This is a genomic window from Streptomyces mutabilis, from assembly GCF_014649815.1.
GTDB lineage: Bacteria > Actinomycetota > Actinomycetes > Streptomycetales > Streptomycetaceae > Streptomyces > Streptomyces mutabilis.
Genome location: NZ_BMTT01000002.1, coordinates 658211 through 681311, shown reverse-complemented (window position 1 = coordinate 681311; position 23101 = coordinate 658211). Strand labels below are relative to the sequence as shown.

The 23101-nt window shown below is 73.3% G+C and carries 20 protein-coding genes and 1 pseudogene; 10 read left to right on the top strand and 11 right to left on the bottom strand.

The annotated features are described in order from the left end of the window. Positions 1 to 170: 170 nt before the first annotated feature. The 3 genes from IE142_RS07365 to IE142_RS07355 all read left to right on the top strand — a co-directional run bounded on the left by IE142_RS07365 (position 171) and on the right by IE142_RS07355 (position 2167). Positions 171 to 551, top strand: coding sequence for an STAS domain-containing protein (locus IE142_RS07365; protein WP_043383526.1), 381 nt, complete (start codon positions 171 to 173; stop codon positions 549 to 551). Positions 552 to 666: 115 nt separating this feature from the next. Beyond that, the gene (locus IE142_RS07360) at positions 667 to 1179 is read left to right on the top strand and encodes an EF-hand domain-containing protein (RefSeq protein ID WP_191884914.1); all 513 of its coding nucleotides are present in this window, start codon (positions 667 to 669) and stop codon (positions 1177 to 1179) included. 517 nt (positions 1180 to 1696) lie between these two features. Next, positions 1697 to 2167, top strand: a complete 471-nt coding sequence (locus IE142_RS07355) for an ATP-binding protein (RefSeq protein ID WP_043381582.1) — start codon at positions 1697 to 1699, stop codon at positions 2165 to 2167. Positions 2168 to 2533: 366 nt separating this feature from the next. Here IE142_RS07355 and IE142_RS07350 read toward each other — a convergent pair whose 3' ends face one another. After that, the gene (locus tag IE142_RS07350; RefSeq protein ID WP_191884913.1) at positions 2534 to 3550 is read right to left on the bottom strand and encodes a GlxA family transcriptional regulator; all 1017 of its coding nucleotides are present in this window, start codon (positions 3548 to 3550) and stop codon (positions 2534 to 2536) included. Between the two features lie 71 nt (positions 3551 to 3621). On the opposite strand from IE142_RS07350, the gene IE142_RS07345 reads away from it, so the two are divergent. Further along, a complete protein-coding gene (locus IE142_RS07345) occupies positions 3622 to 4947 on the top strand; it encodes an MFS transporter (protein ID WP_191884912.1) in 1326 nt (441 codons plus the stop codon). Here IE142_RS07345 and IE142_RS36375 read toward each other — a convergent pair. After that, positions 4944 to 5074 (bottom strand): annotated as a pseudogene (locus tag IE142_RS36375) (IS481 family transposase); the annotation flags it as partial. The gene IE142_RS07345 and the pseudogene IE142_RS36375 sit on opposite strands and share 4 nt — an antisense overlap. Before the next feature lie 9 nt (positions 5075 to 5083). After that, complete coding sequence (locus IE142_RS07340) at positions 5084 to 6286, bottom strand: flavin-containing monooxygenase (protein WP_191884911.1); 1203 nt, start codon at positions 6284 to 6286, stop codon at positions 5084 to 5086. A 264-nt stretch (positions 6287 to 6550) separates the two neighbouring features. Here IE142_RS07340 and IE142_RS07335 point away from each other — a divergent pair, with 264 nt between their 5' ends. Further along, complete coding sequence (locus IE142_RS07335; protein ID WP_191884910.1) at positions 6551 to 7162, top strand: GNAT family N-acetyltransferase; 612 nt, start codon at positions 6551 to 6553, stop codon at positions 7160 to 7162. Positions 7163 to 7169: 7 nt separating this feature from the next. Here IE142_RS07335 and IE142_RS07330 read toward each other — a convergent pair whose 3' ends face one another. The 3 genes from IE142_RS07330 to IE142_RS07320 form a co-directional block, all read right to left on the bottom strand. Continuing rightward, a complete protein-coding gene (locus IE142_RS07330; protein WP_191884909.1) occupies positions 7170 to 7853 on the bottom strand; it encodes a pyridoxine/pyridoxamine 5'-phosphate oxidase in 684 nt (227 codons plus the stop codon). Between the two features lie 27 nt (positions 7854 to 7880). Next, positions 7881 to 8306: a pyridoxamine 5'-phosphate oxidase family protein gene (locus IE142_RS07325; protein WP_191884908.1), complete on the bottom strand. Its 426-nt coding sequence runs from the start codon at positions 8304 to 8306 to the stop codon at positions 7881 to 7883. Between the two features lie 90 nt (positions 8307 to 8396). Beyond that, complete coding sequence (locus IE142_RS07320) at positions 8397 to 9035, bottom strand: LysE family translocator (protein ID WP_191884907.1); 639 nt, start codon at positions 9033 to 9035, stop codon at positions 8397 to 8399. An 82-nt stretch (positions 9036 to 9117) separates the two neighbouring features. On the opposite strand from IE142_RS07320, the gene IE142_RS07315 reads away from it, so the two are divergent. Then, complete coding sequence (locus tag IE142_RS07315) at positions 9118 to 9570, top strand: Lrp/AsnC family transcriptional regulator (protein WP_191884906.1); 453 nt, start codon at positions 9118 to 9120, stop codon at positions 9568 to 9570. Between the two features lie 27 nt (positions 9571 to 9597). Here the strand turns inward: IE142_RS07315 and IE142_RS07310 are convergent, their stop codons facing one another. Further along, complete coding sequence (locus IE142_RS07310; RefSeq protein WP_191885066.1) at positions 9598 to 10233, bottom strand: TetR family transcriptional regulator; 636 nt, start codon at positions 10231 to 10233, stop codon at positions 9598 to 9600. A gap of 134 nt (positions 10234 to 10367) precedes the next feature. Between IE142_RS07310 and kbpA the strand changes: the two genes are divergently transcribed. Together kbpA and afsK are read left to right on the top strand one after the other, a co-directional pair. After that, positions 10368 to 11135, top strand: a complete 768-nt coding sequence (gene kbpA, locus IE142_RS07305; protein WP_370466310.1) for an AfsK-binding protein KbpA — start codon at positions 10368 to 10370, stop codon at positions 11133 to 11135. A 234-nt stretch (positions 11136 to 11369) separates the two neighbouring features. Continuing rightward, the gene (gene afsK, locus IE142_RS07300) at positions 11370 to 13778 is read left to right on the top strand and encodes a protein serine/threonine kinase AfsK (protein ID WP_191884904.1); all 2409 of its coding nucleotides are present in this window, start codon (positions 11370 to 11372) and stop codon (positions 13776 to 13778) included. 99 nt (positions 13779 to 13877) lie between these two features. On the opposite strand, the gene afsS is transcribed toward afsK, so the two are convergent. The 3 genes from afsS to IE142_RS07285 form a co-directional block, all read right to left on the bottom strand. Continuing rightward, positions 13878 to 14069 carry a regulatory protein AfsS gene (gene afsS / locus IE142_RS07295; protein WP_191884903.1) on the bottom strand — a complete coding sequence of 64 codons (192 nt, stop codon included), beginning with the start codon at positions 14067 to 14069 and terminating at the stop codon, positions 13878 to 13880. Positions 14070 to 14281: 212 nt separating this feature from the next. Then, entirely contained in the window at positions 14282 to 17254 is a 2973-nt protein-coding gene (gene afsR, locus IE142_RS07290) for an SARP-family global regulator AfsR (RefSeq protein WP_191884902.1), read from the bottom strand. Between the two features lie 90 nt (positions 17255 to 17344). Then, complete coding sequence (locus IE142_RS07285) at positions 17345 to 17788, bottom strand: nitroreductase/quinone reductase family protein (protein ID WP_191885065.1); 444 nt, start codon at positions 17786 to 17788, stop codon at positions 17345 to 17347. A 99-nt stretch (positions 17789 to 17887) separates the two neighbouring features. Here IE142_RS07285 and IE142_RS07280 point away from each other — a divergent pair, with 99 nt between their 5' ends. Next, complete coding sequence (locus IE142_RS07280; protein ID WP_191884901.1) at positions 17888 to 18733, top strand: endonuclease/exonuclease/phosphatase family protein; 846 nt, start codon at positions 17888 to 17890, stop codon at positions 18731 to 18733. On the opposite strand, the gene IE142_RS07275 is transcribed toward IE142_RS07280, so the two are convergent. Further along, positions 18705 to 20228, bottom strand: coding sequence for a CehA/McbA family metallohydrolase (locus IE142_RS07275; protein ID WP_191884900.1), 1524 nt, complete (start codon positions 20226 to 20228; stop codon positions 18705 to 18707). The genes IE142_RS07280 and IE142_RS07275 overlap by 29 nt on opposite strands. 209 nt (positions 20229 to 20437) lie before the next feature. On the opposite strand from IE142_RS07275, the gene IE142_RS07270 reads away from it, so the two are divergent. Further along, a complete protein-coding gene (locus IE142_RS07270; RefSeq protein WP_191884899.1) occupies positions 20438 to 23032 on the top strand; it encodes a bifunctional FO biosynthesis protein CofGH in 2595 nt (864 codons plus the stop codon). The last annotated feature ends 69 nt before the right edge of the window (positions 23033 to 23101 follow it).

Sequence of the window (23101 nt, the reverse complement as noted above, 5' to 3'; positions counted from 1 at the left end):
AGGATCGAAACCGTCTGGAACAAGCCTTTTCTGATCGTTCCCCGTTTCCGGGCGGGCGTTTGCGGGAACGGCCGGTGGGCAGGCGCGCGCCCAAGAAGCGTAAGCATGGCTTCCGTTTCGGGTGAATTCCGGGCTTCTCCGGACGTCCGATGTACCGGCGACTGAAGGGCATGGTGGTGACGTTCAATGTGACCGGCGGCGAGCGGGGCGAGTGGTCCGTGCTCCGGGTGTCGGGTGAACTGGACCTGGTGACGTCACCGGTGCTGCGGCAGCGCGTGCACGACGAGGTGGCCGAGGGTCGGCACAGCCTCGTCCTGGACCTCTCGGAGGTCCTGTTCTGCGATTCCAGTGGGGTCGGCGTGCTCATCGCCTCCCGGCGGCTCATCCGCTCCTGTCAGGGACGGCTGCGCCTGATACTGCCGGCCCAGGGAGCCGTCGACGGCTCCCACGTCAACCGCGTCCTCGGTGCGCTCGGGGTACGCCGGCTCTTCGACGTCCACCCCGACCTCGCCTCCGCGACCGGCGACAGGCCGCGCCCGCTGTCCGCCTGAACCCGGACTCCGCCCGGCCCGTCCGCCCGTATGCCGCCCGCGGTCGCGGCCGGCGTCGTACTCTCCGAGCGAGACGCAGACCACCGACACCGACGTGAGGCGGCCGGAGAGAACCATGATCAACAGCGAGTACGAGCGCAGGATCGCCGCACGCTTCGCCGCCTTCGACCAGGACGGCAACGGTCACATCGACCGTGCCGACTTCAACGCGGCGGCCAAGGCGCTGCTCGCCGAGTTCGGCACCGCCGCCCGTTCCGAGAAGGGACAGGCCCTGTACGGCGGCGCGGAGGCGCTCTGGCAGGGCATGGCGGGCATCGCCGACCGGGACGGCGATCAGCGCATCACCCGTGAGGAGTTCGTCACCGCGGCGGTCAAGCGGCTGCGGGACAACCCGGACCGGTTCGCGGAGATCGCCCGCCCGTTCCTGCACGCGGCCCTGGACGTCGCCGACACCGACGGCGACGGAACGGCCGCCGTCGGGGACGTGGCGCGCGTGCTCACCGTGCTCGGTGTGCCCGGGGACGCCGCGCGGTCGGTCGCCGCCGCGCTCGACCCGGACGGCGACGGCAGGGTCGGGGAGGCGGAGATCGTCCCGGCCTTCGCCCGCTACTTCACCGTCCCGGAGTAGCACGCCTCCACCCGTCCCCGCCCCGCCCCCCGGGCGGCTGTCGGCGCGGGTGTCGCGGATCGTGGCACGGATCCGTCACGGAGCGTTGATGCGGGGTTGTTCCCGCCGTGTTGTCCGTCACGGCCCGGAGTCGGTGCCACACTCCGGTACCTTGTGTGGGATGCGAGTGGTCCTGAGCGCCGGTCGTGCCGGAGTTGCCCCTGGGGCGGCTCCGGAACCGGGGATGCGCGCCTTGCCCCGCAGGGTGGAACGGCCGTCGACCGCCGCCTGTTCGACCCCCCGGAGCGAGCGTCGCACAGTATGCCGCAGAGGTACTCCTTCGCGCTGGAATATGCCCGAAGCGCTTGTTGACGTGACTGTACGTCAACCATGCTGTCCCACAGGGGATTCACGTTCCGTGATCCCTGCCCCGGCCGTTGTTCTGGCCATGCAGAGAATGGCTACGATCGTGGCCCTCATGAGGCGCGAGCCTTTGTGTCCGCCGGTTCGGATGGTGTGAGCGGTGCAGGTGCTTCAAGTGCAACTGGAGGTCCGGCCCGACCCCTCGGAAGTGGGGCGGGCCCGGCGGTGGGCGCGCTCACGGCTCGCCGGGTCCGGGATACAGGCCGACGAGCCGCTCGCCGAGACGCTGGTGCTCCTCGTCTCCGAGCTCGTCACCAACGCCGTGGTGCACACCGGTCGTTCGGCCGTGCTGCGGCTGGTGCTCCCGGGGGCGGAGGAGACCGAGGAGGCCACCGTCCGCCTCGAGGTGGACGACGCGAGCGACCGGGCTCCGGTGGCCCGCTGCGCGGACGGTGCGGCGACGGGGGGCCGGGGTCTCGCGCTCGTCGACGGCCTCGCCGACCGCTGGGGCTGGAGCCGGGAGGGCAGCGGCAAGCGCATCTGGTGCGAACTGGACCGCTGCGCCGGGCGCGAGGGCGGCGCACCCGCCTGCGGGAGCGTCGACGGCGCGGTCGCGTACGAGGGGTACGCGTACGAAGTGGTGTAGCGGCCGGCGCGGAAGTCGGACGCGCCCGGTGCACGGGACCCGCCGTCCACGGAGCCGGTGCGACGGTGCGCCGGGCTGTGCTTCCGTGCGCGTCACGTACCAACGGGGTGCAAGTGAGGAACAGCCCATTGCGGGTTGACGGATCGTGACCGCTTCCTCACGCTTGTAGTCGACGATTCGCCGCGAGGGGACGACGAGGGCTCGGTGACGGAGCCCTCGACGAGTGTGGGTCGTGTTTTCGGCGGCGGTTCCCTCGGGGGTGACGGGAGCCGGGCGGGAGCGCCGGAGTCGGGTGGCGGCGTACGGGGCCATGCTCGGGGCGATCGGCGCCGCGCCGCCGGCCGACGAGGTCCCGTCCGCCGTCCCTCACTCCCCACAGGCTGTGGACAAGTCCGACCGGAAGGTCCGCCGGTACGCGGACGGGGTGACCCCGAGAGCCGCCTGCAGGTGCTGCCGCATCGACTGGGCCGTGCCGAATCCCGAGTCGCGGGCCACCTGGTCGACGGAGAGGGCGGTGGACTCCAGCAGATGCCGGGCCCGTTCGACCCGCTGCCCGGTGAGCCACTGGCCCGGACTGACGCCGACCTCCTCGCGGAAGCGGCGGGTGAAGGTACGCACCGACATCGACTCCTGGGCGGCCATGTCCCGCAGCTGGATCGGCTCCTGGAGGCGGGCGAGCGCCCAGGCGCGGGCGTTGGTCGTGGAGGACTGCTGCGGATCGGGTACCGGCCGTTCGATGTACTGCGCCTGCCCGCCGTCGCGGTGCGGCGGTACGACCGTGCGGCGGGCCACCTCGTTGGCGACCGCCGTGCCGTGGTCCCGCCGCACGATGTGCACGCACAGGTCGATACCGGCCGCGACCCCGGCCGAGGTGAGCACGTCGCCGTCGTCCACGAACAGCACGTCGGCGTCCACCCGCACCTGCGGGAAGAGCCGCTGGAAGTGCTCGGCGGAGGCCCAGTGCGTGGTCGCCGGGCGCCCGTCGAGGTAACCGGCGGCGGCCAGGACGTACCCGCCCGTGCAGATCGCCACGAGCCGCGTGCCGGGCCGGACGTGGTCGAGAGCGGCGGCCAGCTCCTCGGTCAGCACGCCCTCGTCGTGGACCGGGCCGAGCTCGTAGGAGGCCGGGACGACGACCGTGTCGGCGGTGGCCAGGATCTCTGGACCGTTCTCGACCATGATCGCGAAGTCCGCGTCGGTCTCGACGGGCCCCGGCGGGCGCACGGAGCAGGTGACCACCTCGTACAGGCGGCGCCGCTGATCGTCCCGGGCGAGTCTGAAGATCCGCTGCGGAATGCCCAGTTCGAAGGGGAGCAGACCGTCGAGGGCGAGGACGACGACGCGGTGCGGCCGGGGGCCGGGGAGCGTGCGCTCGGAGGTCATGGCCCGATCTTAGCGAACCATGACCTTCGGGCCACTCGATCGGGCCGGTGCCGTGCCCGAAGCTCTATGACGTGCCCCAGACAACCGACGCCGCCGCAGCCGCCGTGCACGGCCCGAAGCCCTACCGCCCCCGCCGCCCCCGCATGCACCGCGCCTGGTGGGTAGCCGCGGTCACCTTCGTGACGATCATCGGCGCCGCGGCCTTCCGCTCTCTGCCCGGCATCCTCATCGACCCGCTCCACCAGGACTTCGGCTGGTCGCGCGGCACCATCGGCGCCGCCGTCTCCGTCAACCTCGCGCTCTACGGGCTGACCGCGCCCTTCGCCGCCGCGCTCATGGACCGCTTCGGCATCCGCCGTGTGGTCGCCGTCGCCCTGACCGTCATCGCGCTCGGCTCGGGCGCCACGGTCTGGATGGAGTCGGCCTGGCAGCTGATCCTCTGCTGGGGCCTGCTGGTAGGCCTCGGCTCGGGTTCCATGGCGCTCGCCTTCGCGGCCACCGTCACCAACCGCTGGTTCACCGAACGCCGCGGCCTGGTCACCGGCGTCCTCACCGCCGCCTCCGCCTCCGGACAGCTGATCTTCCTGCCGCTGCTGTCCTGGATCGTGGAGACGTACGACTGGCGCCCGGCGGCCGTCACGGTCGCCCTGGCGGCCCTCGCCGTGGTCCCCTTCGTCTGGCTCCTCCTGCACGACCACCCCGCCGACGTGGGCCTCGCGCCCTACGGCGCCGAGGAGTTCGTCCCCAAGCCCGCCCCCGTGCCGGGCGCCGCCCGCCGGGCCCTCACGGTCCTCTTCTCCGCCGCCCGCACCGGCCCCTTCTGGCTGCTCGCCGGCACCTTCGCGATCTGCGGCGCCTCCACCAACGGGCTGATCCAGACCCACTTCATACCCGCCGCCCACGACCACCACATGCCGCTGACGACCGCCTCCACGCTGCTCGCCGTCATCGGGATCTTCGACGTCGTCGGCACGATCGCCTCCGGCTGGTTCACCGACCGCTTCGAACCGCGCCGCCTGCTCGCCGTCTACTACGCCCTGCGCGGCATCTCCCTCCTCTTCCTCCCGCTCCTGCTCGCGCCCAGCGTCCATCCCCCGATGGTCTTCTTCATCGTCTTCTACGGACTCGACTGGGTCGCCACCGTCCCGCCCACCCTCGCCCTGTGCCGCGAGCAGTACGGGGAGGACAGCGCCATCGTCTTCGGCTGGGTCCTCGCCTCCCACCAGGTCGGCGCCGCTCTCGTCGCCTTCCTCGGCGGTGTCGCCCGCGACCGGTTCGGCTCCTACGACGTGGTCTGGGTCGCCTCCGGCGCCCTGTGCGCGGCGGCGGCGCTGATGGCCCTGGTGATCCGCCGCCGCCCGGCTCCGGCGCCCGGCACCGCCGCCAAGGCGCATTGACCTGCAGGGTTGGTCAGGCGGGTGATGGGTGGGTGGCCGCGCCGAGTGTGGTGTGGCAGCGGTGGTGGTTGTAGGTGTGCGGGAAGTCCGCCGGAGCTGCAGTTCGTTCGTCGTTGCTGGTGTGCGGCCCGCAGGCCTAGCCCGGCAGCCGCGACACCCGGCCCGCCTGTCTCTTCGCCACCGCCCCGGCGATCCGGGACGCGTCGATCGCCAGTTCGCGGAGCATGCCGCTGATGGGGTTGGTGAAGCCGGTGAAGTACAGGCCGGGGGCGTCCGGCGGGGTGCGGGCGCCCCGTGCGGACGGTCGGCCCCGCGCGTCGAGCACACCGAGGTGGCCGACCAGGCCCTCCAGGCCCCGGAGGTAGCCGGTGGCGGCGATCACCGCGTCCGGGGCGGTGCGGGTGCCGTCGGCGAGGAGCACCTTGCCGTCCTCGAAGCCCTCCACGGCGGCCACCACCTCCACCCGGCCGCGCCGCACCGCGTCGATCAGGCCGACGTCCTGCACCGGTATCGCGCCCTCGGCCGCCCGGGCGAGCAGGCCGCCCTCCGGTCGGGGCAGCCCGTGCGCCGACAGGTCGGGCGTACTGATCCGGGCCAGCGGACGGGCGAGCCGGTCCACCAGGCCGGCCGGCAGGTGCCGGGCGAGGACGCCGTTGTACTGCGTGGGCCAGCCGGCCGTTGAGCGGCGGACGAGGTGCGGTGCGGTGCGCACCGACAGCCGGACCCGGGCGGCGCCGCCCTCCACCAGGTCCACGGCGATCTCCGCGCCCGTGTTGCCGACGCCGACGACCAGGACGTCCCGGCCCGCGTAGGGGGTCGCGTTCCGGTACTCGGCGGCGTGCCGGAACTCGCCGGTGAACGTGGACCGGCCCGGCCAGTCCGGCACGCGCGGGGTGTGGTTGTAGCCGGTGGCGACCACGACCGCGGCGCCGGTCAGCTCACGGCCCCCGGAGGCGTGCAGCGTCCAGCCGGCGCCGTCGGGCGCACGCTCGACGCGGAAGACCTCGACGCCGGTGACGATCTCCAGCTTGTGGACGTCGGCGTACTTCTCCAGGTACCGCACCACGTCGTCCCTGGCCGGCCAGCGCCCGAAGCGGCGCGGCATCTTCAGGCCGGGCAGCGCCGACAGGCGGCGGGTGGTGTGCAGGCGCAGCCGGTCGTAGTGGCGGCGCCAGGACGCGCCGACGTGGTCGGCCCGCTCCAGGACGACGGCCCGCAGACCCCGCGCGCGCAGCGCCTGGGCGACGGCGAGGCCGCCCGGGCCGGCGCCGATGACGTACACGGGGCGGTCCGCGGGGTGTGCGGACGGCGGCTGAGCGGACGCTGTGGAGTCGGCCATGCGGCGAGCGTAATCAAGGCTCGGCTTGATGGGTCTCGGTCAAGACCGGAATCGGTTGCGGATCGGTCACGACCGCAGCGTGCGGTGGCTCGGCGGGGGGCGGATCCGGAACCGGCGGTGGGCATGGCCGCTGGGGGACATGGGCCCGGGGTCGAGATGGGCCCGGGTTCGGGCTCGGTTCGCGTCCGGTCGGCGACCGGTACGTGTCCGGGTCGGCACGCAGAAGCCCGGGCCGCGTCTGCGCGGGTCGGTTTCAATGGCCCGATGGCCTCGACACGCATGCACACCCTGCTTGCCTCCCTGCCCGAGCCCCGCGGACAGGGCCTGCACCTGCGCTCGTGGGACGCCGGCTCCTGCGCCGACGCGGAGACCTGGCTGCGCGGTTGCCTGGACCCCGACTTCCAGCGCTGGAACACCCCGCTCAAGCTGTGGACCGACCTCGCCGGCGCCCGTGAGTCGCTGCGCGCGCGGGCCCGGGAAGCCGAGGAGGGCAGGTGCTCGTCGTTCCGGATCACGGACGGGGAGAGCGGTGCGACGCTGGGCCACATCGGCGTCAACGAGATCAACCGGACGCTGAAGCTGGCCCGGGTCGGCTACTGGGTGCTCCCCGAGGCCCGCGGCCGGGGCGTCGCCACCCGCGCCCTGCTGCTCGCCTCGCGCTGGGCCTTCGCGGAACTCGGCCTCCACCGCCTGGAACTGGGCCACGCGGTGGGGCACCACGCCTCCTGCCGGGTCGCCGAACGCTGCGGTTACGCCTACGAGGGCACGATGCGCGGGGCGATGTTCGAGGCCGGCCGGCACGACGTGTTCCGGGACGCGCACCTGCACGCGCGGCTGGCGACGGACGCCGAGCCGGAGCCGCCCGGCAGGCGCTGACCGTCGCTCACGGCCACAGCAGGCGGGTGCGCCAGCCGTCCTCCGCGTCTTCCGCCCGCCGGTAGGACAGCCGTACGTGGCGGCGGCGGGCGTCTCCCTGGAAGAACTCCACCTCGTCGGGGCGCAGCCGGTACAGCGTCCAGGACGGGACCGGGGCGTCGGGCTCCCGCCCGGCCCGCTCCCAGGCCGCTTCGGAGGCGCGGGCCAGCTCCGCCGGCGACCCCAGCTCCTCGCTCTGCCGTCCGGTGAGCGCGGCGGCCAGGGCGCCGGCCGACCGCGCGTGCAGGTCGGCCCGCGCCTCCTCGGCCGGGGCGACGGCGACCGGGCCCCGCACCCGCACCTGGCGCCCCAGTACCGGCCAGTAGAAGGCGAGCGCGGCGTACGGGCGGGCGGCGAGGTGCCGGCCCTTGCGGCTGCCGGCGTGCGTGGCGAAGGACCAGCCGTCCTCGTCGGCCCCGTGCAGCATGACGACGCGTACGTCCGGCAGGCCCTCCGCGTCCGCCGTCGCCAGCGACACGGTGTGCGGCTCGCTCTGCCCGGCCGCCACCGCTTCGGCGAACCACCGCGTGAACAGGGCGAGCGGGTCGGCGGGCGCGGTGGCCGGGTCGAAGGGCGGCAGTGCGGTGACCGCGGGGTCCCACACCCGCAGTGACCTCAACAGCTCGTGAAGATCGGTCTGCTCGGTTCCCATGCCCCGATTGTCACGGGTGCCGGGCGCTCACACCGTGCCGAGGTCCGAGGAGACCCAGCGCTCGGGCCGCATACGGACGATGACCTGATCGCCGTGTTCGGCGGAGGCGAATGCTACGTAGCCGTCGACCCTGTCGGCCGGGAGGTAGCGGGCGGAGATCTCCCGCAGGTCCTCCTCGGTGGCGGTGACCGTCTCGACGACCGGCCCCTCCACCGACACGTACCGGATGGTGGGCTCCAGCCGGTCGACCATCAGCGTGAACCTCCCCGCGGCCTTGATCAGTTGGTACTTCCGGCTGTCCAGCCCGGTCATGATCCAGACGTCGCCGCCGGGCGCGTACTGGTACCAGATCGGCACGGTCAGCGGGGCGCGGTCCGATCCCGCGTCCACCGCGAGCGCGGCGATGTGGGGCTCGGCCAGGAACTGCTCACGCTCTTCGCGGGTCAGGGCCATTCCGGTCTCCTCCAGCGGGTACGGGTGTCGTTCGCTTCCTCAACGCCGGTCGGGCGGGCGGCTGTTCCCGTCGTGGGGCGCCCGCCGGAATCAGGACAGCGCCAGGCGCTGCACCAGCAGGAACGCGCCGATGCCCAGCATCGCGGCACCCGACGTACGGGTGACCGCGCGGGCGGCGGCCGGCCGGGCGCCCAGAACGGCACGGGCGGCGACACCCACCGTGAGGTACACGGCGGCACAGCAGGCCATGTGCAGCAGCCCCAGGACGACAGTCTGCACGGGCACCGGCGGGTGCGCACCCCGGGTGACCAGGAACTGGGGCAGTACGGACAGGTAGAGCAGCAGGCCCTTGGGGTTGAGCCCGCTGATCGTGGCACCGCGCAGGAAGACCCGGGCACGGGAACCGCCCTCCGCGGTGGCCGGGCCGTCGTCCCGCGCGGCACCGGGGGTGCCGGGCCGCCGCAGCACCCCCCACCCCAGCCACACCAGGTACGCCGCTCCCGCCACCGTCAGCGCCGTGAGCAGCCCCGGTGACCCGGCGACCAGGACCGCCAGCCCCGCCGCCGCCAGCAGCGTGTGCAGCGCGTACCCGGCGACCAGGCCGCCCACCGCCCACGTCACCGACCGTTCGCGCAGTCCCGCCGCGATGGCGTACGCCCAGTCCGCGCCCGGCACGCACACCAGCAGCAGGTCCAGGGCGAGGAAGGAGAGGAGAAGTGCGGAGTCCATGACGGGAAGGTTAGGAGCGGATGCCCCGAAAGTGTTCCCGAAGTTTTCCGTGGCCGGGCGCATGCGTGGAAGGATCTGCCCCGTGGACGACATGGACCGGAAGATTCTTGCCGAGCTTCAGCGGGACGGGCGGCTGACCGTGACCGAACTGGCCGCGCGGGTGCGGCTGAGCGTCTCGCCGTGTCACCGGCGGCTGCGCGAGCTGGAGCGGTCGGGGGCGATCGGTGGCTACCGGGCGGTGGTGGACCCGGCCGCAGTGGGCCTGAACTTCGAGGCGCTGGTCTTCGTGTCGATGCGGCAGGAGGACCGGGACACGGTCGCCGAGTTCGAGCGGGCGGTCAGCGAGGTGGGGGAGGTGCTGGAAGCGCAGCGGCTGTTCGGGGAGCCCGACTACCTGCTGCGCGTGGTCGCCGCCGACCTGGCGGCCTACCAACGGCTCTACGACGAGCGGCTCGCCACCCTGCCCGGGGTGCTGCGGCTGACGTCGACGCTGGTGATGAAGCACGTGGTGCGGGACCGGCCACTGCCGGCGTAGTGCGGGGGCGACTGAGGCGACGGGGTGCTACTTGGTGGGCTTCTTGCCCGTGACGCCGAGATACGTCAACAGTGCGAGACTGGGTTTGAGTTCGGCCTGCTTGACGCCCCAGGAGGAGAAACCTTTCTGGTGCGAGGCGGCGGCGGCCAGCATGACGACCAGGGAACCGGCGATCGCGGCGGGATTCACGTCCTTGTCGATCCTGCCCTTGGCCTGCAACTCGGCGACGGAGTCCGTGAGGGAGGAGTTCACCGAGTTCAGGACCTTCATGCGGATCTTGGAGAACCGCTTGTCGCCCTCGGCCGCGCCCAGGTCGACGACGCGGAGGATCGCGTCGTTCTTCCGCCAGAAGTCCAGGAATCCGTCGACGAGTTCCTGCGCCGTCTGCCAGCCCGCCTTGCCGGTCCACGAGCGTCCCGCCGTCAGCTCGGCCAGCGCGGAACTCTCGGCGGCCATTCGATCGGCGATCTCCAGGACGGCGCCCTCGACGTCCGGGAAGTACTGGTAGAAGGTCGCGGGCGAGGTGCCGGCCTTGCGGGCGACATCGATGACTTTGACATCGCGATAGGGGGAGGAGCTGAGCATTTCGCTGAGGCAGTCGAGCAGTTTCTGCCGGGTCGCCTGCCCACGTCGACCGGCCACGCGGCCGTCGACGGTACGCACTTGTCCTGTCATGCCGTCAGCTTACCGACGGGTGATCGGAGCGCGATTCGGCCGACTGCAAATGGGGTGCGCGGGCGCAGAGAGGCTGGTGTGCCTGGTCTGCGCGGTGCGGGCGACGCGGTTACTTTGACGGCATGGCCGAAAACGGGGCATCAGACAAGAGAGCGTCCGCTGGCCCGGAGCGGACTTCCGCGCGCCCGGAACCCCCGGAGGGCACCCCCTGCTGGGTGGACGCACAGCTGCCGGACGTCGAGGCGGGCAAGCGCTTCTACGGCGAGCTCTTCGGGTGGACCTTCGACGAACCGGAGGAGGGCGCCGTACGGGCGCGGCTGGACGGCGAGCCCGTCGCCGCACTGGTCCGCAAGACGGACGGCCGGATGCCCACCGTGTGGACCGTGTACTTCCACACCCCGGACGCCGTCGCCCAGGCCGGGCGCGTCCGGGCGGGCGGCGGTCAGATCGTCACCCCGCCCCACCCGGTCGGGGACCAGGGCATCAGCGCGCTCGCCGCCGGTCCGGACGGCGCCGTCTTCGCCCTCTGGCAGCCGGACCGGCACCCCGGCTTCGGGCGCCGGCACGAGCCGGGCACCTTCGCCTGGGCCGAGCTGTACACCCGCGACACCGAGGCGGCCAACGCCTTCTACGGCGACCTGCTCCACGACGCCCTCTTCGGCCCGGACGCCGACCCCGACTTCGGCCGGGCCCCCCTCGCCGGCGTCTTCCCCGCCGAGATGCCGCCGCACTTCCTCGTCCACTTCCTCACCGAGGACGTCGAGGCGGCGCTCGGCGCGGTGGCCCGGCTGGGCGGGCGGGTGCGGGTGCCTCCGTTCGAGACGTCGTACGGAGGGGTGGCCGTGGTCTCCGACGGCCAGGGTGCGTCGTTCGCGCTGCTGCAGCGCTGAGCCGAGGCTGTCGGGCGCAGAGCTTCTCCCGGGGGTCTGCTCCCAGGAGTCTTCTACCAGGGTCCTTTGCCCGGGATCGGGATGACACACCCCGATTGTCCCCAGGTTCGCCACCAGCGCTTCGGACAGGAAGAATCGGGGTGCGTGCCGCCACTCGGGTGCGGTGGTGAGACGCTGCACTTCGGTCGCGTACATATGTGGGTGGCGCGGCTCGTACGGGGAGGTGGCAGGCAAGTGGTGGATCAGCTGACGCAGCACGATCCGCGGCGGATCGGGCCGTTCGAGGTGCTCGGCCGGCTCGGTGCCGGCGGCATGGGGCTGGTCTATCTCGCGCGCTCGGCGTCCGGGCGGCGTGTGGCGATCAAGACGGTCCGGACGGAGCTGGCGGAGGACCAGCTGTTCCGCGTCCGCTTCACGCGCGAGGTGGAGGCGGCCCGCGCGGTCTCCGGCTTCTACACGGCGGCGGTGGTCGACGCGGACCCGCGCGCCGCGGTGCCGTGGCTGGCCACGGCCTACGTGCCCGCCCCCTCCCTCGAGGAGATAGTGAACGAGTGCGGGCCGCTCCCGGCCCAGGCCGTGCGCTGGCTGGCGGCGGGCGTCGCGGAGGCGCTCCAGTCGATCCACGGAGCGGGCCTGGTCCACCGCGACCTCAAACCCTCCAACGTCCTCGTCGTCGAGGACGGCCCTCGGGTGATCGACTTCGGTATCGCGTCCGGCGTTTCGAACACCCGTCTGACGATGACGAACGTCGCCGTCGGCACGCCCGCCTACATGTCCCCGGAGCAGGCCAAGGACTCCCGCAGCGTCACCGGCGCCAGCGACGTGTTCTCGCTCGGCTCCATGCTGGTCTTCGCCGCCACCGGGCACCCGCCCTTCCACGGCGCCAATCCCGTCGAGACGGTCTTCATGCTGCTGCGCGAGGGGCCCGACCTCGAAGGTCTCCCCGACGAGCTGCGCCCGCTCATCGAGTCCTGCATGCAGATGGAGGCCACGGCCCGCCCCAACCCGGCCGACCTCCAGTCCCAGCTCGCCCCGCACCTGTTCGGTTCCGGCTCCGACGACAGCGGTACGGCGTCGGCGTGGCTGCCGGAGCGGGCGGTGGGCCTGATCGAGAGCCGCCGGGGCGGCCGCCCCGCGCTCAAGCTCGCCACGACGGCCGGCGGCCGGGGCGGTGCCGGCGGTGGCGCCGGTGGCTCGGGAGGCGCCGTGCCCGCTCCCCCCGTGCCGCCCCCGCCCTCCCACGACCCCGTCGTACCGGCACCGCCCGTGCACGCGCCGCCGCCCGCACCCGTCGGCGCCCCCGACGCCGGCCCCGTCCGGCTGGCCGGGGTCTCGGTGCCCATCGGCCCCGGCCCGCGCGTCGCCGACATGCGCGCCGCCGCCGTCGCCGCACCACCGCCGGAGTCGGCCCTCGCCGCCTCCTGGTCCCGCCCGCGCACCGGCGTCAACGGCGCCGCCCCCGCCGTGCCGGCCGCGCCGCCCGCCCCCACCGCGCCCCCCGAGGCGTCCCCGGCGGGCTGGCGCCCCTGGCGCTTCCGCATGTCCAACGACGTCTGGGGCACCCCGTCCGTCGCCGAGGACCTGGTCTACGTCACCTCCTTCGAGGTGCACGCCCTGGACGTCGCCACCGGACGCCGCCGCTTCAAGACCAGGGACGTGGCCTGGTCGATGGCGGTGGCGGACGGCCGTATCCACGCCTCCGACGGCCCGACCCTCTTCGCCCTCGACGCCCGCGAGGGCGCCGACCTGTGGCGCGTACAGACCGACGCCTGGGTGTACTCGCTGCAAACCGAGAGGGGCACCGTCGTCACCGCCACCCGCGGCGGCGGCGTCCAGGGCTGGGAGGCCTCGGGCGGCCAGAAGCTGTGGGAGGTCACCGGCTGCCAGACCGACTTCGAGTCCCCGCAGGCGGGCGCCGCGCTCCACGACGGCACGGTGTACGTCTGGCAGGACGCCCGGCTGCGCGCCCTGGACGCCCGTACCGGCGACGAGCGCTGGTCGTACCCGATCGGCGACGCCGCATCCTGCGGCGGCGTCCCGGTCCGCGTCGCCCACGCCCCCGACGGCTACGTCTACGTCTCGGCGGGCACCCGTGTCCTCGCCCTGGAGGTCACCACCGGCCACGTCCGCTGGCACTTCGAGGCCCCGGCCGTCTTCCTCGCCCCGCCCGCCTTCGTGCCGGGTCCGGCCGTGACCGGCGGCGGCGTCTACCTCGCCGACTACCTCGGCACCGTCTACGCCCTCGACGCCACCGACGGCCGCGACCGCTGGCGCATCGCGACCGAGGCCCGGTCCTCCACCGACCCGGTCCTGGTCGCCGCGGGCCACGTCCACGTCGGCAGCGGCAAGGGCCTGTACACCCTGGACGCCGTCACCGGCACCCCCAAGTGGCGTTTCCAGGCGGGCGGCGACATCGTGGGCGCCCCCGCGGTCGCCGAGGGCCGCATCCACTTCGGCTCCACGGACCACCTCCTCTACACCCTCAAGGCCGACGACGGCCGCCTCCGCTGGAAGCTCGCCACCGGCGGCGAGATCACCGGCTCCCCGGTGGTGCGGGACGGCATCGTGTACGCGTGCAGCAAGGACCGCTGCGTGTACGCGCTGGACGCGGAGAAGGGCACGGGGACGGCCCGCACGACATGAGTCCGGGCGCCGGCGGCATCGTCGCCGGCGCCCGGACACACGTCGGCCGCGGCGGCTCCCCTCCGCGCCGCCGCGGCCGATCCCCGTGTGGAGGAAGGTCTACTTGCCGTCGCCGTCCAGGTCCAGGGCGGGCGGGGCCGGCATGTTGTTGTCCATCGTGGTGACGGTGTCCTTGGCCGGCGGTGAGGGCATGTTGTTGTCCTGCGTCGTGACCGTCGCGTCCGACGCCGGCGGGGTGGGCATGTTGTTGTCCAGCGGCGTGGCGGTCGCTTCGTCCTTCTTGTCGCTCATGCGCTTGCTCCTCTGCGGTGGTGAACGAGTGCGGAACGCCCGTCCGGGAACTCCCCCGAGGGCCACCGGACGGGCGTTCGGAGCCGCACACTAACCGGTGGGCTCTCCGGTCACCCGTCTGCCCCCCGACGCGACGGCGTGACAGGAACGAGACTGGCGGACGTCGATAAACGAATGCTGAACGCCCCCCGCGGTACGGCGCGGTGCGCTCCTCAGGCCGCCGTGGCGGGCTTCAACAGGGAGCGCACGGCATCCGCCTCCGGGGCGCCGTTCGCCTCGTAGAGGTTGAGGGCCTCCTGCCAGCACGCCCTGCCCCGGTCCACTTGTCCGAGATCGCTCAGCGCCTGCCCGAGCAGCTTCAGGACGTGACCGCGCATCCGGTCACCACCGATGCACCCGAGGGCGAGCGCCTGTTCGGCGTGTTGCGCGGCCTGCGCCGGGCGGCGAGAGGCGACGTGGGCCTCGGCGATCCTGAAGTGGGTCGATCCCGCCCAGAGGCGCTGCCTGTGGTCCTGGAAAATGGTCAGGGCACGTGAGAACTGTGCGAGGGCGTCGATGTGCCGGCCGGCCGTCGTCAACGCCACTCCCAGGGCGTAGTGGCCGTTGGCCAGGCGCATGGTGCTGCCGACTTCGATGTGGACGGCCAGGCCGTTCTGCGCGAACTCGACGGCCTTCGCGGTGTTGCCCATCCCCATGTACGCACGCGAGAGATTGCACAGGGCGGTCGCTTCGCACAAACCGTTGCCGGCCGCCCGGAACCCGTCTATGGCCCGGTCGAAGAACCTCTTGCCGTCGGAGTACCGGTGCTGGTGCAGGGCGATGAGCCCTCGGTCCTGGGCCGCCCAGCTCTCAGCGGTGGGGTCCGCCGCGTCGGCCGCGCACTCCATGGACAGGCGCGCCTCGGCCGAAGCCTGCTGGATGCGGCCCGACACCAGGAGGAAACCGGTGAGGGCGATGCGCGCCCTGCCCTCCGCACGGGTGTCTCCGACGGCCTGCGTCGCCTCGCGCATGGCCATGGCCGTCGCCTCGTACTGGCGGGAGTTCGCGCCGGACTCGGCCAGGTCGCGCGCCGCCCACAGGAGGTCGACGGCCCGGCGCAGCCTGGCCGTCCCCGAGGCCTGGCGGACGCACGCCAGCAGGGCCGCCGATTCGGTGTACAGCCAGTCCAGTGCCGACTGGCCGTCGTCGAAACGCAGGCCGGGGTACTCGGTCGACTCCAGGTCGTCCACCAGGCGGTCCCCGGGCCGTTCGATCGCGTACACCCCCGCCGCGGTCGCCAAATAGAAGTCCAGCAGCCGCGACAGCGCCGCCCCCCGCTCGCTCGGCGGATGCTCGTCCCGTTCCGCGCACGCACGCGCGTAGAGCCGCACCAGGTCGTGGAACCGGTAGCGGCCGGGCGCCGCCGACTCCAGCAGCGAGGTGTCGACCAGGGACTCCAGCAGGTCCTCCGTGTCCTCCGGGGGAAGGTCGAGCACCGCCGCCGCGGCGGCCAGGGAGATGTCCGGGCCGTCCGCCAGGCCCAGGAGCCGGAAGGCCCGCGCCTGGGCCGGCTCCAACTGGCCGTAGCCCAGTTCGAAGGTGGCCTTGACCGCCAGGTCGCCGGCCCGGAGTTCGTCCAGGCGGCGGCGTTCGTCCGCCAGCTTCGTCGCCAGCACCGAGACCGTCCAGGTGCGGCGGGCCGCCAGACGGGCCGCGGCTATGCGGATGGCGAGGGGCAGGAAACCGCACGCCCCGACCACGTCCAGCGCCGCCTCCCGTTCCGAGGCCACCCTCTCCTCGCCCACGATCTTCGTGAAGAGCGTCAGCGCCTCCTCAGGAGACATCACGTCCAGGTCGACCAGGTGCGCCCCGGCGAGGTCCACCATCCGCACCCGGGACGTCACCAGCGCCGCGCAGCCCTCCGCGCCCGGCAGCAGCGGCCGTACCTGGGCGGCGTCCCGGGCGTTGTCGAGGAGGACGAGGACGCGGCGGCCGTCCAGGACGGAGCGGTAGAGGGCGGCCCGCTCCTCCAGGAGGTCGGGGATGGCCGAGTCGGCCGTGCCGAGGGCGCGGAGGAAGGCGCCCAGTACCGTCTCCGGCTCCACCGCCCGCGCGCCCGCCCCCTGGAGGTCGACGTACAGCTGCCCGTCGGGGAAGGCGCTCCGCGCCCGGTGGGCGACGTGCACCGCGAGGGTGGTCTTGCCGACGCCGCCGATGCCGGCCAGCGCGGAGACCGCCATGACGCGGCCCGACGGCCCGTCATCGGACGCCGAGGCCAGTACGTCGCTCAGCTCCCGCACGAAGGCCGTGCGGCCGGTGAAGTCCGGGACGGTGGCGGGGAGCTGGGCCGGGCGTACCGGAGCGGGCGCCGTCTCCGCCGCCGGCGCCGACGGTTCGGACAGGGCCGGGTCGGCCTGGAGGATGCGCTGCTGCAGTTCCTGGAGCCCGGGGCGCGGGTCCACGCCGAGTTCGTCGGCCAGCAGGCGGCGCGTGTCCGCGTAGACGGCCAGGGCCTCGGCCTGGCGTCCGCTGCGGTACAGGGCCAGCATCAGCAGTTCGCGCAGGCGCTCGCGCAGGGGGTGGGCCGTGGTGAGCGCCGTCAGTTCCGAGACGGCCTCGGCGTGACAGCCCTGCTCGAGGTCCATGTCCAGGCGTCTCTCGAGGAGTTGGAGCCGCCACTCCTCCAGACGCACGCGCTGCCCCTCCGCGTAGGGGCCCGGTACGCCCGCCAGGACCTCGCCGTCCCACAGCGCCAGCGTCCGGCGCAGCACGTCACGGGCGTGGCACAGGTCCCCGCGGTCGCGGGCCCTCTCCGCCTCGGCGGCCAGGTCCCGGGCCACTCCCAGGTCCAGGGACCCCTCGCCCGGCAGGCGCACCGCGTACCCGCCCGACTCGCTCACCAGCACGCCGGGGTCCAGGATCTTCCGCAGCCGCGACGCGTACGTCCGTACCGCCGCCAGTGCCTGCGACGGCGGTTCCTCGCCCCACAGGGCGTCGATCAGCTCGGTCGCGGTGGCCGTGCGGCCCTCGCGGAGCAGCAGGGCGGCCAGCAGGGCCCGTTGCTGGGGGGAGCCGGTGGCCAGTGGTTCCTCGCCGCGCCAGGCGCGTACCGGCCCGAGCACGCCGAAGCGCAGCGCGGCCGACTTCTCGGATTCCGCCGGGGTTCCCGGATGCCGCTGCTCCGGAACCCGCGGTCCACCGTCCATGCCGTCCCCCTAGACGTCCTGAGCAACCAGGCCAGTTTGCCTTGTTCACGCCGACCACGTCAGCGGTGGGGGACGCCGATCACAGGTCCCTCACCTGCTCCCTCCCTCCTCCAGGTCCACCCGTACCGTCAGATGCCCCGTCCCGACGCCCATGGCCCGTACCGCCAGGCTGTTGACCCGGGTGAGGCGCCGCAGGCGTGCGATCGGGTCGTCGTCGGGGAGGAGGTGGGCCGTGCCCGTGTGCCAGCGACCCCGGATGCGTACCCGTACCCGCGGGTCGGCCCGGATGTTGCGGACGTACTGGGAGCGTTCGCCGAACTCCGACACCAGCCAGAAGGAGTACCCGACCCGGCGCCCGCCCACGGGCGTGCGCCGGGGCAGGCCGGAGACGCGGCCGGTGGTCTCCAGCAGGGTCTGGGCGGGCAGGCGGCGCATCACCGCGTTCAGCCGGCGTTGGAAGGCCGTGACCGCTCGGTATTTCCGCTCGGCGAAGGGCGGCTTCCGTGCGGACGGTTTCCCGGTGTTGGGCGACATCGACATCGTTCGTTCACGCTCCCGACTCGTAAGCCTCCATGCTCCCTGGAAAACCTCAGCGGGACAGCGTGTGCGGGCGGAGAGACGGGTGATGCGGTCGTGCGGGTCGTGACCTGGAATCTGTGGTGGCGGTTCGGACCCTGGGCCGACCGTCAGAAGGCGATCCTCGCGGTGCTGCGGGAGCTGCGGCCCGACGTCGTCGGTCTCCAGGAGGTGTGGGCCACCGACGCCACCGACACCGCCGACGGTGGCGGTAACCTCGCCGAATGGCTGGCCGAGGAGCTCGGCCTGCACTGCGCTTTCGCCCCCTCCGAGGCCCCCGGCCGATGGCAGCGGCGGATCGGGGACGACACGGTCGGCATCGGCAACGCGGTGCTCAGCCGCTGGCCGGTGACCGAGCGGGCGGCGCTGCGGCTGCCCGCGCCCGCGGAACTCTACGACGGGCGGCTCGCGTTCTACGCCCGCCTGGACGCGCCCGGCCACCCGGTCCCGTTTTTCACCGTCCACCTGAACTCCGGCACCCACGCCCGCGCCGTACGCCGTGAGCAGGCCGCCGCGCTCGTGGATCTCGTCGCCGCGCACCGGCACGGCACCGCCTTCCCGCCCGTCGTCACCGGGGACTTCAACGCCCCTCCCGAGTCTCCGGAGGTCCGCCTCCTGCGTGCCGGCCGGCTCCACGACGCGTGGGACCACGCCGACCCGGCGGCCCCGGCCGCCACCTGGGACGCGGCCAACCCGTACATCCCTCATCCGCCGGCGCAGGGCGCCCGGATCGACCACGTCCACGTGGGATCACCCGGGCCGGGCGGCCTCGGCGCGGTACGTGCCGTGCGGCGGGCCGGCGACGGCCCCGTGGACGGCGTGTGGCCCTCCGACCACGCGGCGGTCGTCGCCGACCTGGACGACGGGCAGGCGGTCAACCGCCCAGGAAAATCGGGTTCGTGAACGCCGCCAGCGCACCCGGCAACGGCCCCGCCGCCGCCTCGTGCCGCAACTCCGCCCGGACGTACGCCGCGTAGGACGCGGTCGTGCGCCACTCCACGATGTCCGCGCCGGACACCGGTAGCGGGGCGCTGGTGAACAGCACGCCCTGGTCCGTGACGAACCGGACCGTGCAACGCGGGGCGCCCGTCACCTCCAGGCGGACGGTGACCGGGGTGTCGTCGTCCACGCGCAGCCGCTCGCCGATGCCGGCGTGCTCGCCCCGGCCGCCGGACGCGGTGAAGGCCAGCGACACCTTCGCCGATTCGGCGACGTACGACCGCCCGGCCCGGATGCCCTCCTGGATCGCCTCCCGGGTCAGGTCGTCGGCGAGCACGACGGTCTGCGGGCGCCCGATCGGGTCCGGGGAGCGGTGGGAGTCGCTGCTGCCCATCGCCGGGATCCAGTCGCCGCCGCCGCGCCCGCCGCGCCCCTCGCGCACGGCGGCGACCAGCATGCCGTCCCAGTCGGCCAGCGCCACCTCGTCGTCGGGCGTGTAGGCCCCGTTCCACACCTCGACCGCGTCCGCCTCCCCGAACCCGAACTTCCAGTTGCAGCCGATGCAGGTGGCGTGCGGGTGGGCCGGGACGACCAGGCCGCCGGCGCGGCGGATCTGCCGGGCGAAACGGCCGAAGCGGTTGTCGCGGGCCCGGTAGCGCCAGTCGACGAAGGTGCCGGGATCGGTGCCGAGGGCCACGACGTGACCGTTGCGGGTCGTCACCTCCTCGCCCAGCATGATCAACAGGTCGTCCCCGGCCTCCGGCGCCCAGTGCGCGTGCGCCGAGTGGGTGTTGTGCTCCGAGGAGTTGATGAAGTCCAGGCCCGCCGCCCGCGCGAGCCGCGCGATCTCGGCGAGCGTGTAGCGGCCGTCGGAGTACACCGAGTGCAGGTGGCAGTCGCCCCGGTACCAGGCCCGGCCCCGTCCCTTGGCGCGCTCGGGCGGGTACACCGGCCGCGGCGCCTCGTCCTGCTCCCCGTACGTCAGCGTGATGGTGATCTCGTACGACAGGCCCTGCGGCGCCACCGTGTACGGGCCGAGCGCGACGTGCCACGTGCCCGGCCGCACCGGGCCCGGGATGTACCCGGGCGTCGCGTCGTCCGCCCGCACGAAGAACTCGGTGCGCGCCCCGCCCGACCAGCCCCTGAAGCCCCGGCCGCCGAGGTCGGTGCCGCGCTCGTCGAAGAGGCCGATGTCGAGGGCGTTGCCCGCGGTGCCGGCCGGGACGGCGGGCCGGTCGTAGGTGTAGGCGACGTGGAGTTCCCGGACCCCGGAGGGCACTTCGACGGGGACGTACACGAAGTCGGGCGAGCCGGTGGGCAGCGTGCCCCGTACCGTTCTCGTCCGCCGCTCCCGGGGTGCCGCCGATGCGAAGCTCACGGTCCCCAACGTAAGCGCCGCGGCCGCTCCCGTCACGAACACCGCGCGTCTGCCGATTCCGGCGTGGTCGTCCTCGCACATGCTGCTGCTCCCAAGGTGTCGTGAGTGACTGGCATGGGTGGTGCAGGGTGGTGCGTGCAACCCTGGTATTGAGCCGTGAACTTCCGTGCAAGAACAGGGGGTGGGCGCGTAGCGGGCCGGAAACCGGAGGGGGGTGCGCGGGGCCGGGTGCCGTGGGGGAGAGTGGACGGCCCCCGGCGCTTCGATCATGCCGCTCGTATGCTCGAAGGATGACGACTTCCGCGACCCCCGGAACCGGCTCGACGGGCCCCACCGAGAACTCCCTGCGCCGCGCCCTCAGACGCGCCCGGGACGGCGTCGCCCTCGACGTCTCCGAGGCCGCCGTGCTGCTCCAGGCCCGCGGTGAGCACCTGGACGCCCTCACCGCGTCCGCCGCCCGGGTCCGGGACGCGGGCCTGGAGGCCGCCGGGCGCCCCGGCGTCATCACGTACTCGAAGAGCGTTTTCATCCCGCTGACCCGGCTGTGCCGGGACAAATGCCACTACTGCACCTTCGTCACCGTCCCGGGCAAGCTGCGCCGCGCCGGACACGGGATGTTCATGTCGCCGGACGAGGTCCTCGACATCGCCCGGCGCGGCGCCGCCCTCGGCTGCAAGGAAGCGCTCATCACCCTCGGCGACAAGCCCGAGGACCGCTGGCCGGAGGCCAGGGAATGGCTCGACGCGCACGGCTACGACGACACGATCGCCTACGTCCGTGCCGTCTCCATCCGCATCCTGGAGGAGACCGGCCTCCTCCCGCACCTCAATCCGGGCGTCATGACCTGGACGGACTTCCAGCGGCTCAAGCCCGTCGCGCCCTCCATGGGCATGATGCTGGAGACCACCGCCACCCGCCTGTGGTCCGAGCCCGGCGGCCCCCACCACGGTTCCCCGGACAAGGAACCGGCAGTCCGGCTGCGCGTCCTGGAGGACGCGGGCCGCTCCTCCGTCCCCTTCACCTCGGGGCTGTTGATCGGTATCGGCGAGACCTACGAGGAGCGCGCCGAGTCCCTGTTCGCGCTGCGCCGCGTCTCCCGCGCCTACCACGGCATCCAGGAACTGATCATCCAGAACTTCCGCGCCAAGCCCGACACCGCGATGCGCGGCATGCCGGACGCGGAGCTGGACGAACTGGTCGCCACGGTGGCCGTCGCCCGGCACATCATGGGACCCTCCGCCTGCCTCCAGGCCCCGCCCAATCTGGTGGACGCCGAGTACGAGCGCCTGATCGGTGCCGGCATCGACGACTGGGGCGGCGTCTCCCCGCTCACCATCGACCACGTCAACCCCGAACGACCCTGGCCGCAGATCGACGAACTCGCCGAGAAGTCCCGCGCCGTGGGCTTCGAACTGCGCGAGAGGCTGTGCGTCTACCCGGAGTTCGTACGGCGCGGCGAGCCCTGGCTGGACCCGCGCCTGCGCCCGCACGTGACGGCCCTCGCCGACCCGGCCACGGGTCTGGCCCGCGAGGACGCGACCGTCGAGGGCCACCCGTGGCAGGAACCGGACGAGGTGTTCACCGCCACCGGCCGCACCGACCTGCACACCACGATCGACACAGAGGGCCGTACCTCGGACCGCCGCGACGACTTCGACGAGGTGTACGGCGACTGGGGCGCCCTGCGCGAGGCGGCGGCACCCGGCATGGCACCCGAGCGCATCGACACCGACGTACGCGCCGCCCTGGCCACGGCGGCCGACGACCCGACGAGGCTCACGGACGACGAGGCGCTGGCCCTCCTGCACGCCGACGGCCCGGCCCTGGACGCCCTGTGCAAGGTCGCCGACGACGTACGCAGGTCCGTCGTCGGCGACGACGTCACCTACATCGTCACCCGCAACATCAACTTCACCAACGTCTGCTACACCGGCTGCCGCTTCTGCGCCTTCGCCCAGCGCCGCACCGACGCCGACGCCTACACCCTCTCCCTGGAGCAGGTCGCCGACCGCGCGCAGCAGGCGTGGGACGTGGGCGCGGTCGAGGTCTGCATGCAGGGCGGCATCCACCCCGACCTGCCGGGCACGGCGTACTTCGACATCGCCAGGGCGGTCAAGGAGCGGGTCCCCGGCATGCACGTGCACGCCTTCTCGCCCATGGAGGTCGTCAACGGCGCGACCCGCACCGGCTTGTCGACCCGCGAGTGGTTGACCGCCGCGAAGGAGGCGGGCCTCGACTCGATCCCCGGCACCGCGGCGGAGATCCTCGACGACGAGGTGCGCTGGATCCTGACCAAGGGCAAGCTGCCGGCGGCGACCTGGATCGAGGTCATCGAGACGGCCCACGAACTGGGCATCCGGTCCTCGTCCACGATGATGTACGGCCACGTCGACCAGCCCCGCCACTGGCTGGGCCACCTGCGCACCCTCGCCGGCATCCAGCAGCGCACCGGCGGCTTCACGGAGTTCGTCACGCTGCCCTTCATCCACACCAACGCACCCGTCTACCTGGCGGGCATCGCGAGGCCCGGCCCGTCCCTGCGTGACAACCGCGCGGTGACGGCGATGGCCCGTCTCCTCCTCCACCCCCACATCCCCAACATCCAGACGAGCTGGGTGAAGCTGGGCACCGAGGGCGCGGCGGAGATGCTCCGCTCCGGCGCGAACGACCTCGGCGGGACCCTGATGGAGGAGACGATCTCCCGCATGGCGGGCTCGTCGTACGGCTCGTACAAGTCGGTCAAGGACCTGATCGCGGTCGCGGACGCGGCCGGTCGCCCGGCGAAGCCCCGGACCACGCTGTACGGACCGGTGCCCCAGGAGCGGCAGCGGGCGGCGACGGCGTCGGACGGTCACCTGCCGGAGCTGCTGCCGGTGCTGGACTGAGCGGTGCGCCGGGGCCGCCCGGCCGGCCCCGGCCCCGCTCCCCCTTCGCAGGCCGTGATCCCGTCCGAC

Bases quoted from the DNA above. Each gene is read 5' to 3' on its own strand.
- IE142_RS07270 (WP_191884899.1), top strand. From the start codon at position 20,438: ATGACGACTTCCGCGACCCCCGGAACCGGCTCGACGGGCCCCACCGAG.
- IE142_RS07360 (WP_191884914.1), top strand. From the start codon at position 667: ATGATCAACAGCGAGTACGAGCGCAGGATCGCCGCACGCTTCGCCGCC.
- IE142_RS07325 (WP_191884908.1), bottom strand. From the start codon at position 8,306: ATGGCCCTGACCCGCGAAGAGCGTGAGCAGTTCCTGGCCGAGCCCCAC.
- IE142_RS07330 (WP_191884909.1), bottom strand. From the start codon at position 7,853: ATGGGAACCGAGCAGACCGATCTTCACGAGCTGTTGAGGTCACTGCGG.
- IE142_RS07320 (WP_191884907.1), bottom strand. From the start codon at position 9,035: ATGGACTCCGCACTTCTCCTCTCCTTCCTCGCCCTGGACCTGCTGCTG.
- IE142_RS07340 (WP_191884911.1), bottom strand. From the start codon at position 6,286: ATGGCCGACTCCACAGCGTCCGCTCAGCCGCCGTCCGCACACCCCGCG.
- IE142_RS07365 (WP_043383526.1), top strand. From the start codon at position 171: ATGGTGGTGACGTTCAATGTGACCGGCGGCGAGCGGGGCGAGTGGTCC.
- IE142_RS07350 (WP_191884913.1), bottom strand. From the start codon at position 3,550: ATGACCTCCGAGCGCACGCTCCCCGGCCCCCGGCCGCACCGCGTCGTC.
- kbpA (WP_370466310.1), top strand. From the start codon at position 10,368: ATGGCCGAAAACGGGGCATCAGACAAGAGAGCGTCCGCTGGCCCGGAG.
- afsS (WP_191884903.1), bottom strand. From the start codon at position 14,069: ATGAGCGACAAGAAGGACGAAGCGACCGCCACGCCGCTGGACAACAAC.
- IE142_RS07335 (WP_191884910.1), top strand. From the start codon at position 6,551: ATGGCCTCGACACGCATGCACACCCTGCTTGCCTCCCTGCCCGAGCCC.
- afsR (WP_191884902.1), bottom strand. From the start codon at position 17,254: ATGGACGGTGGACCGCGGGTTCCGGAGCAGCGGCATCCGGGAACCCCG.
- IE142_RS07275 (WP_191884900.1), bottom strand. From the start codon at position 20,228: ATGTGCGAGGACGACCACGCCGGAATCGGCAGACGCGCGGTGTTCGTG.
- IE142_RS07285 (WP_191885065.1), bottom strand. From the start codon at position 17,788: ATGTCGCCCAACACCGGGAAACCGTCCGCACGGAAGCCGCCCTTCGCC.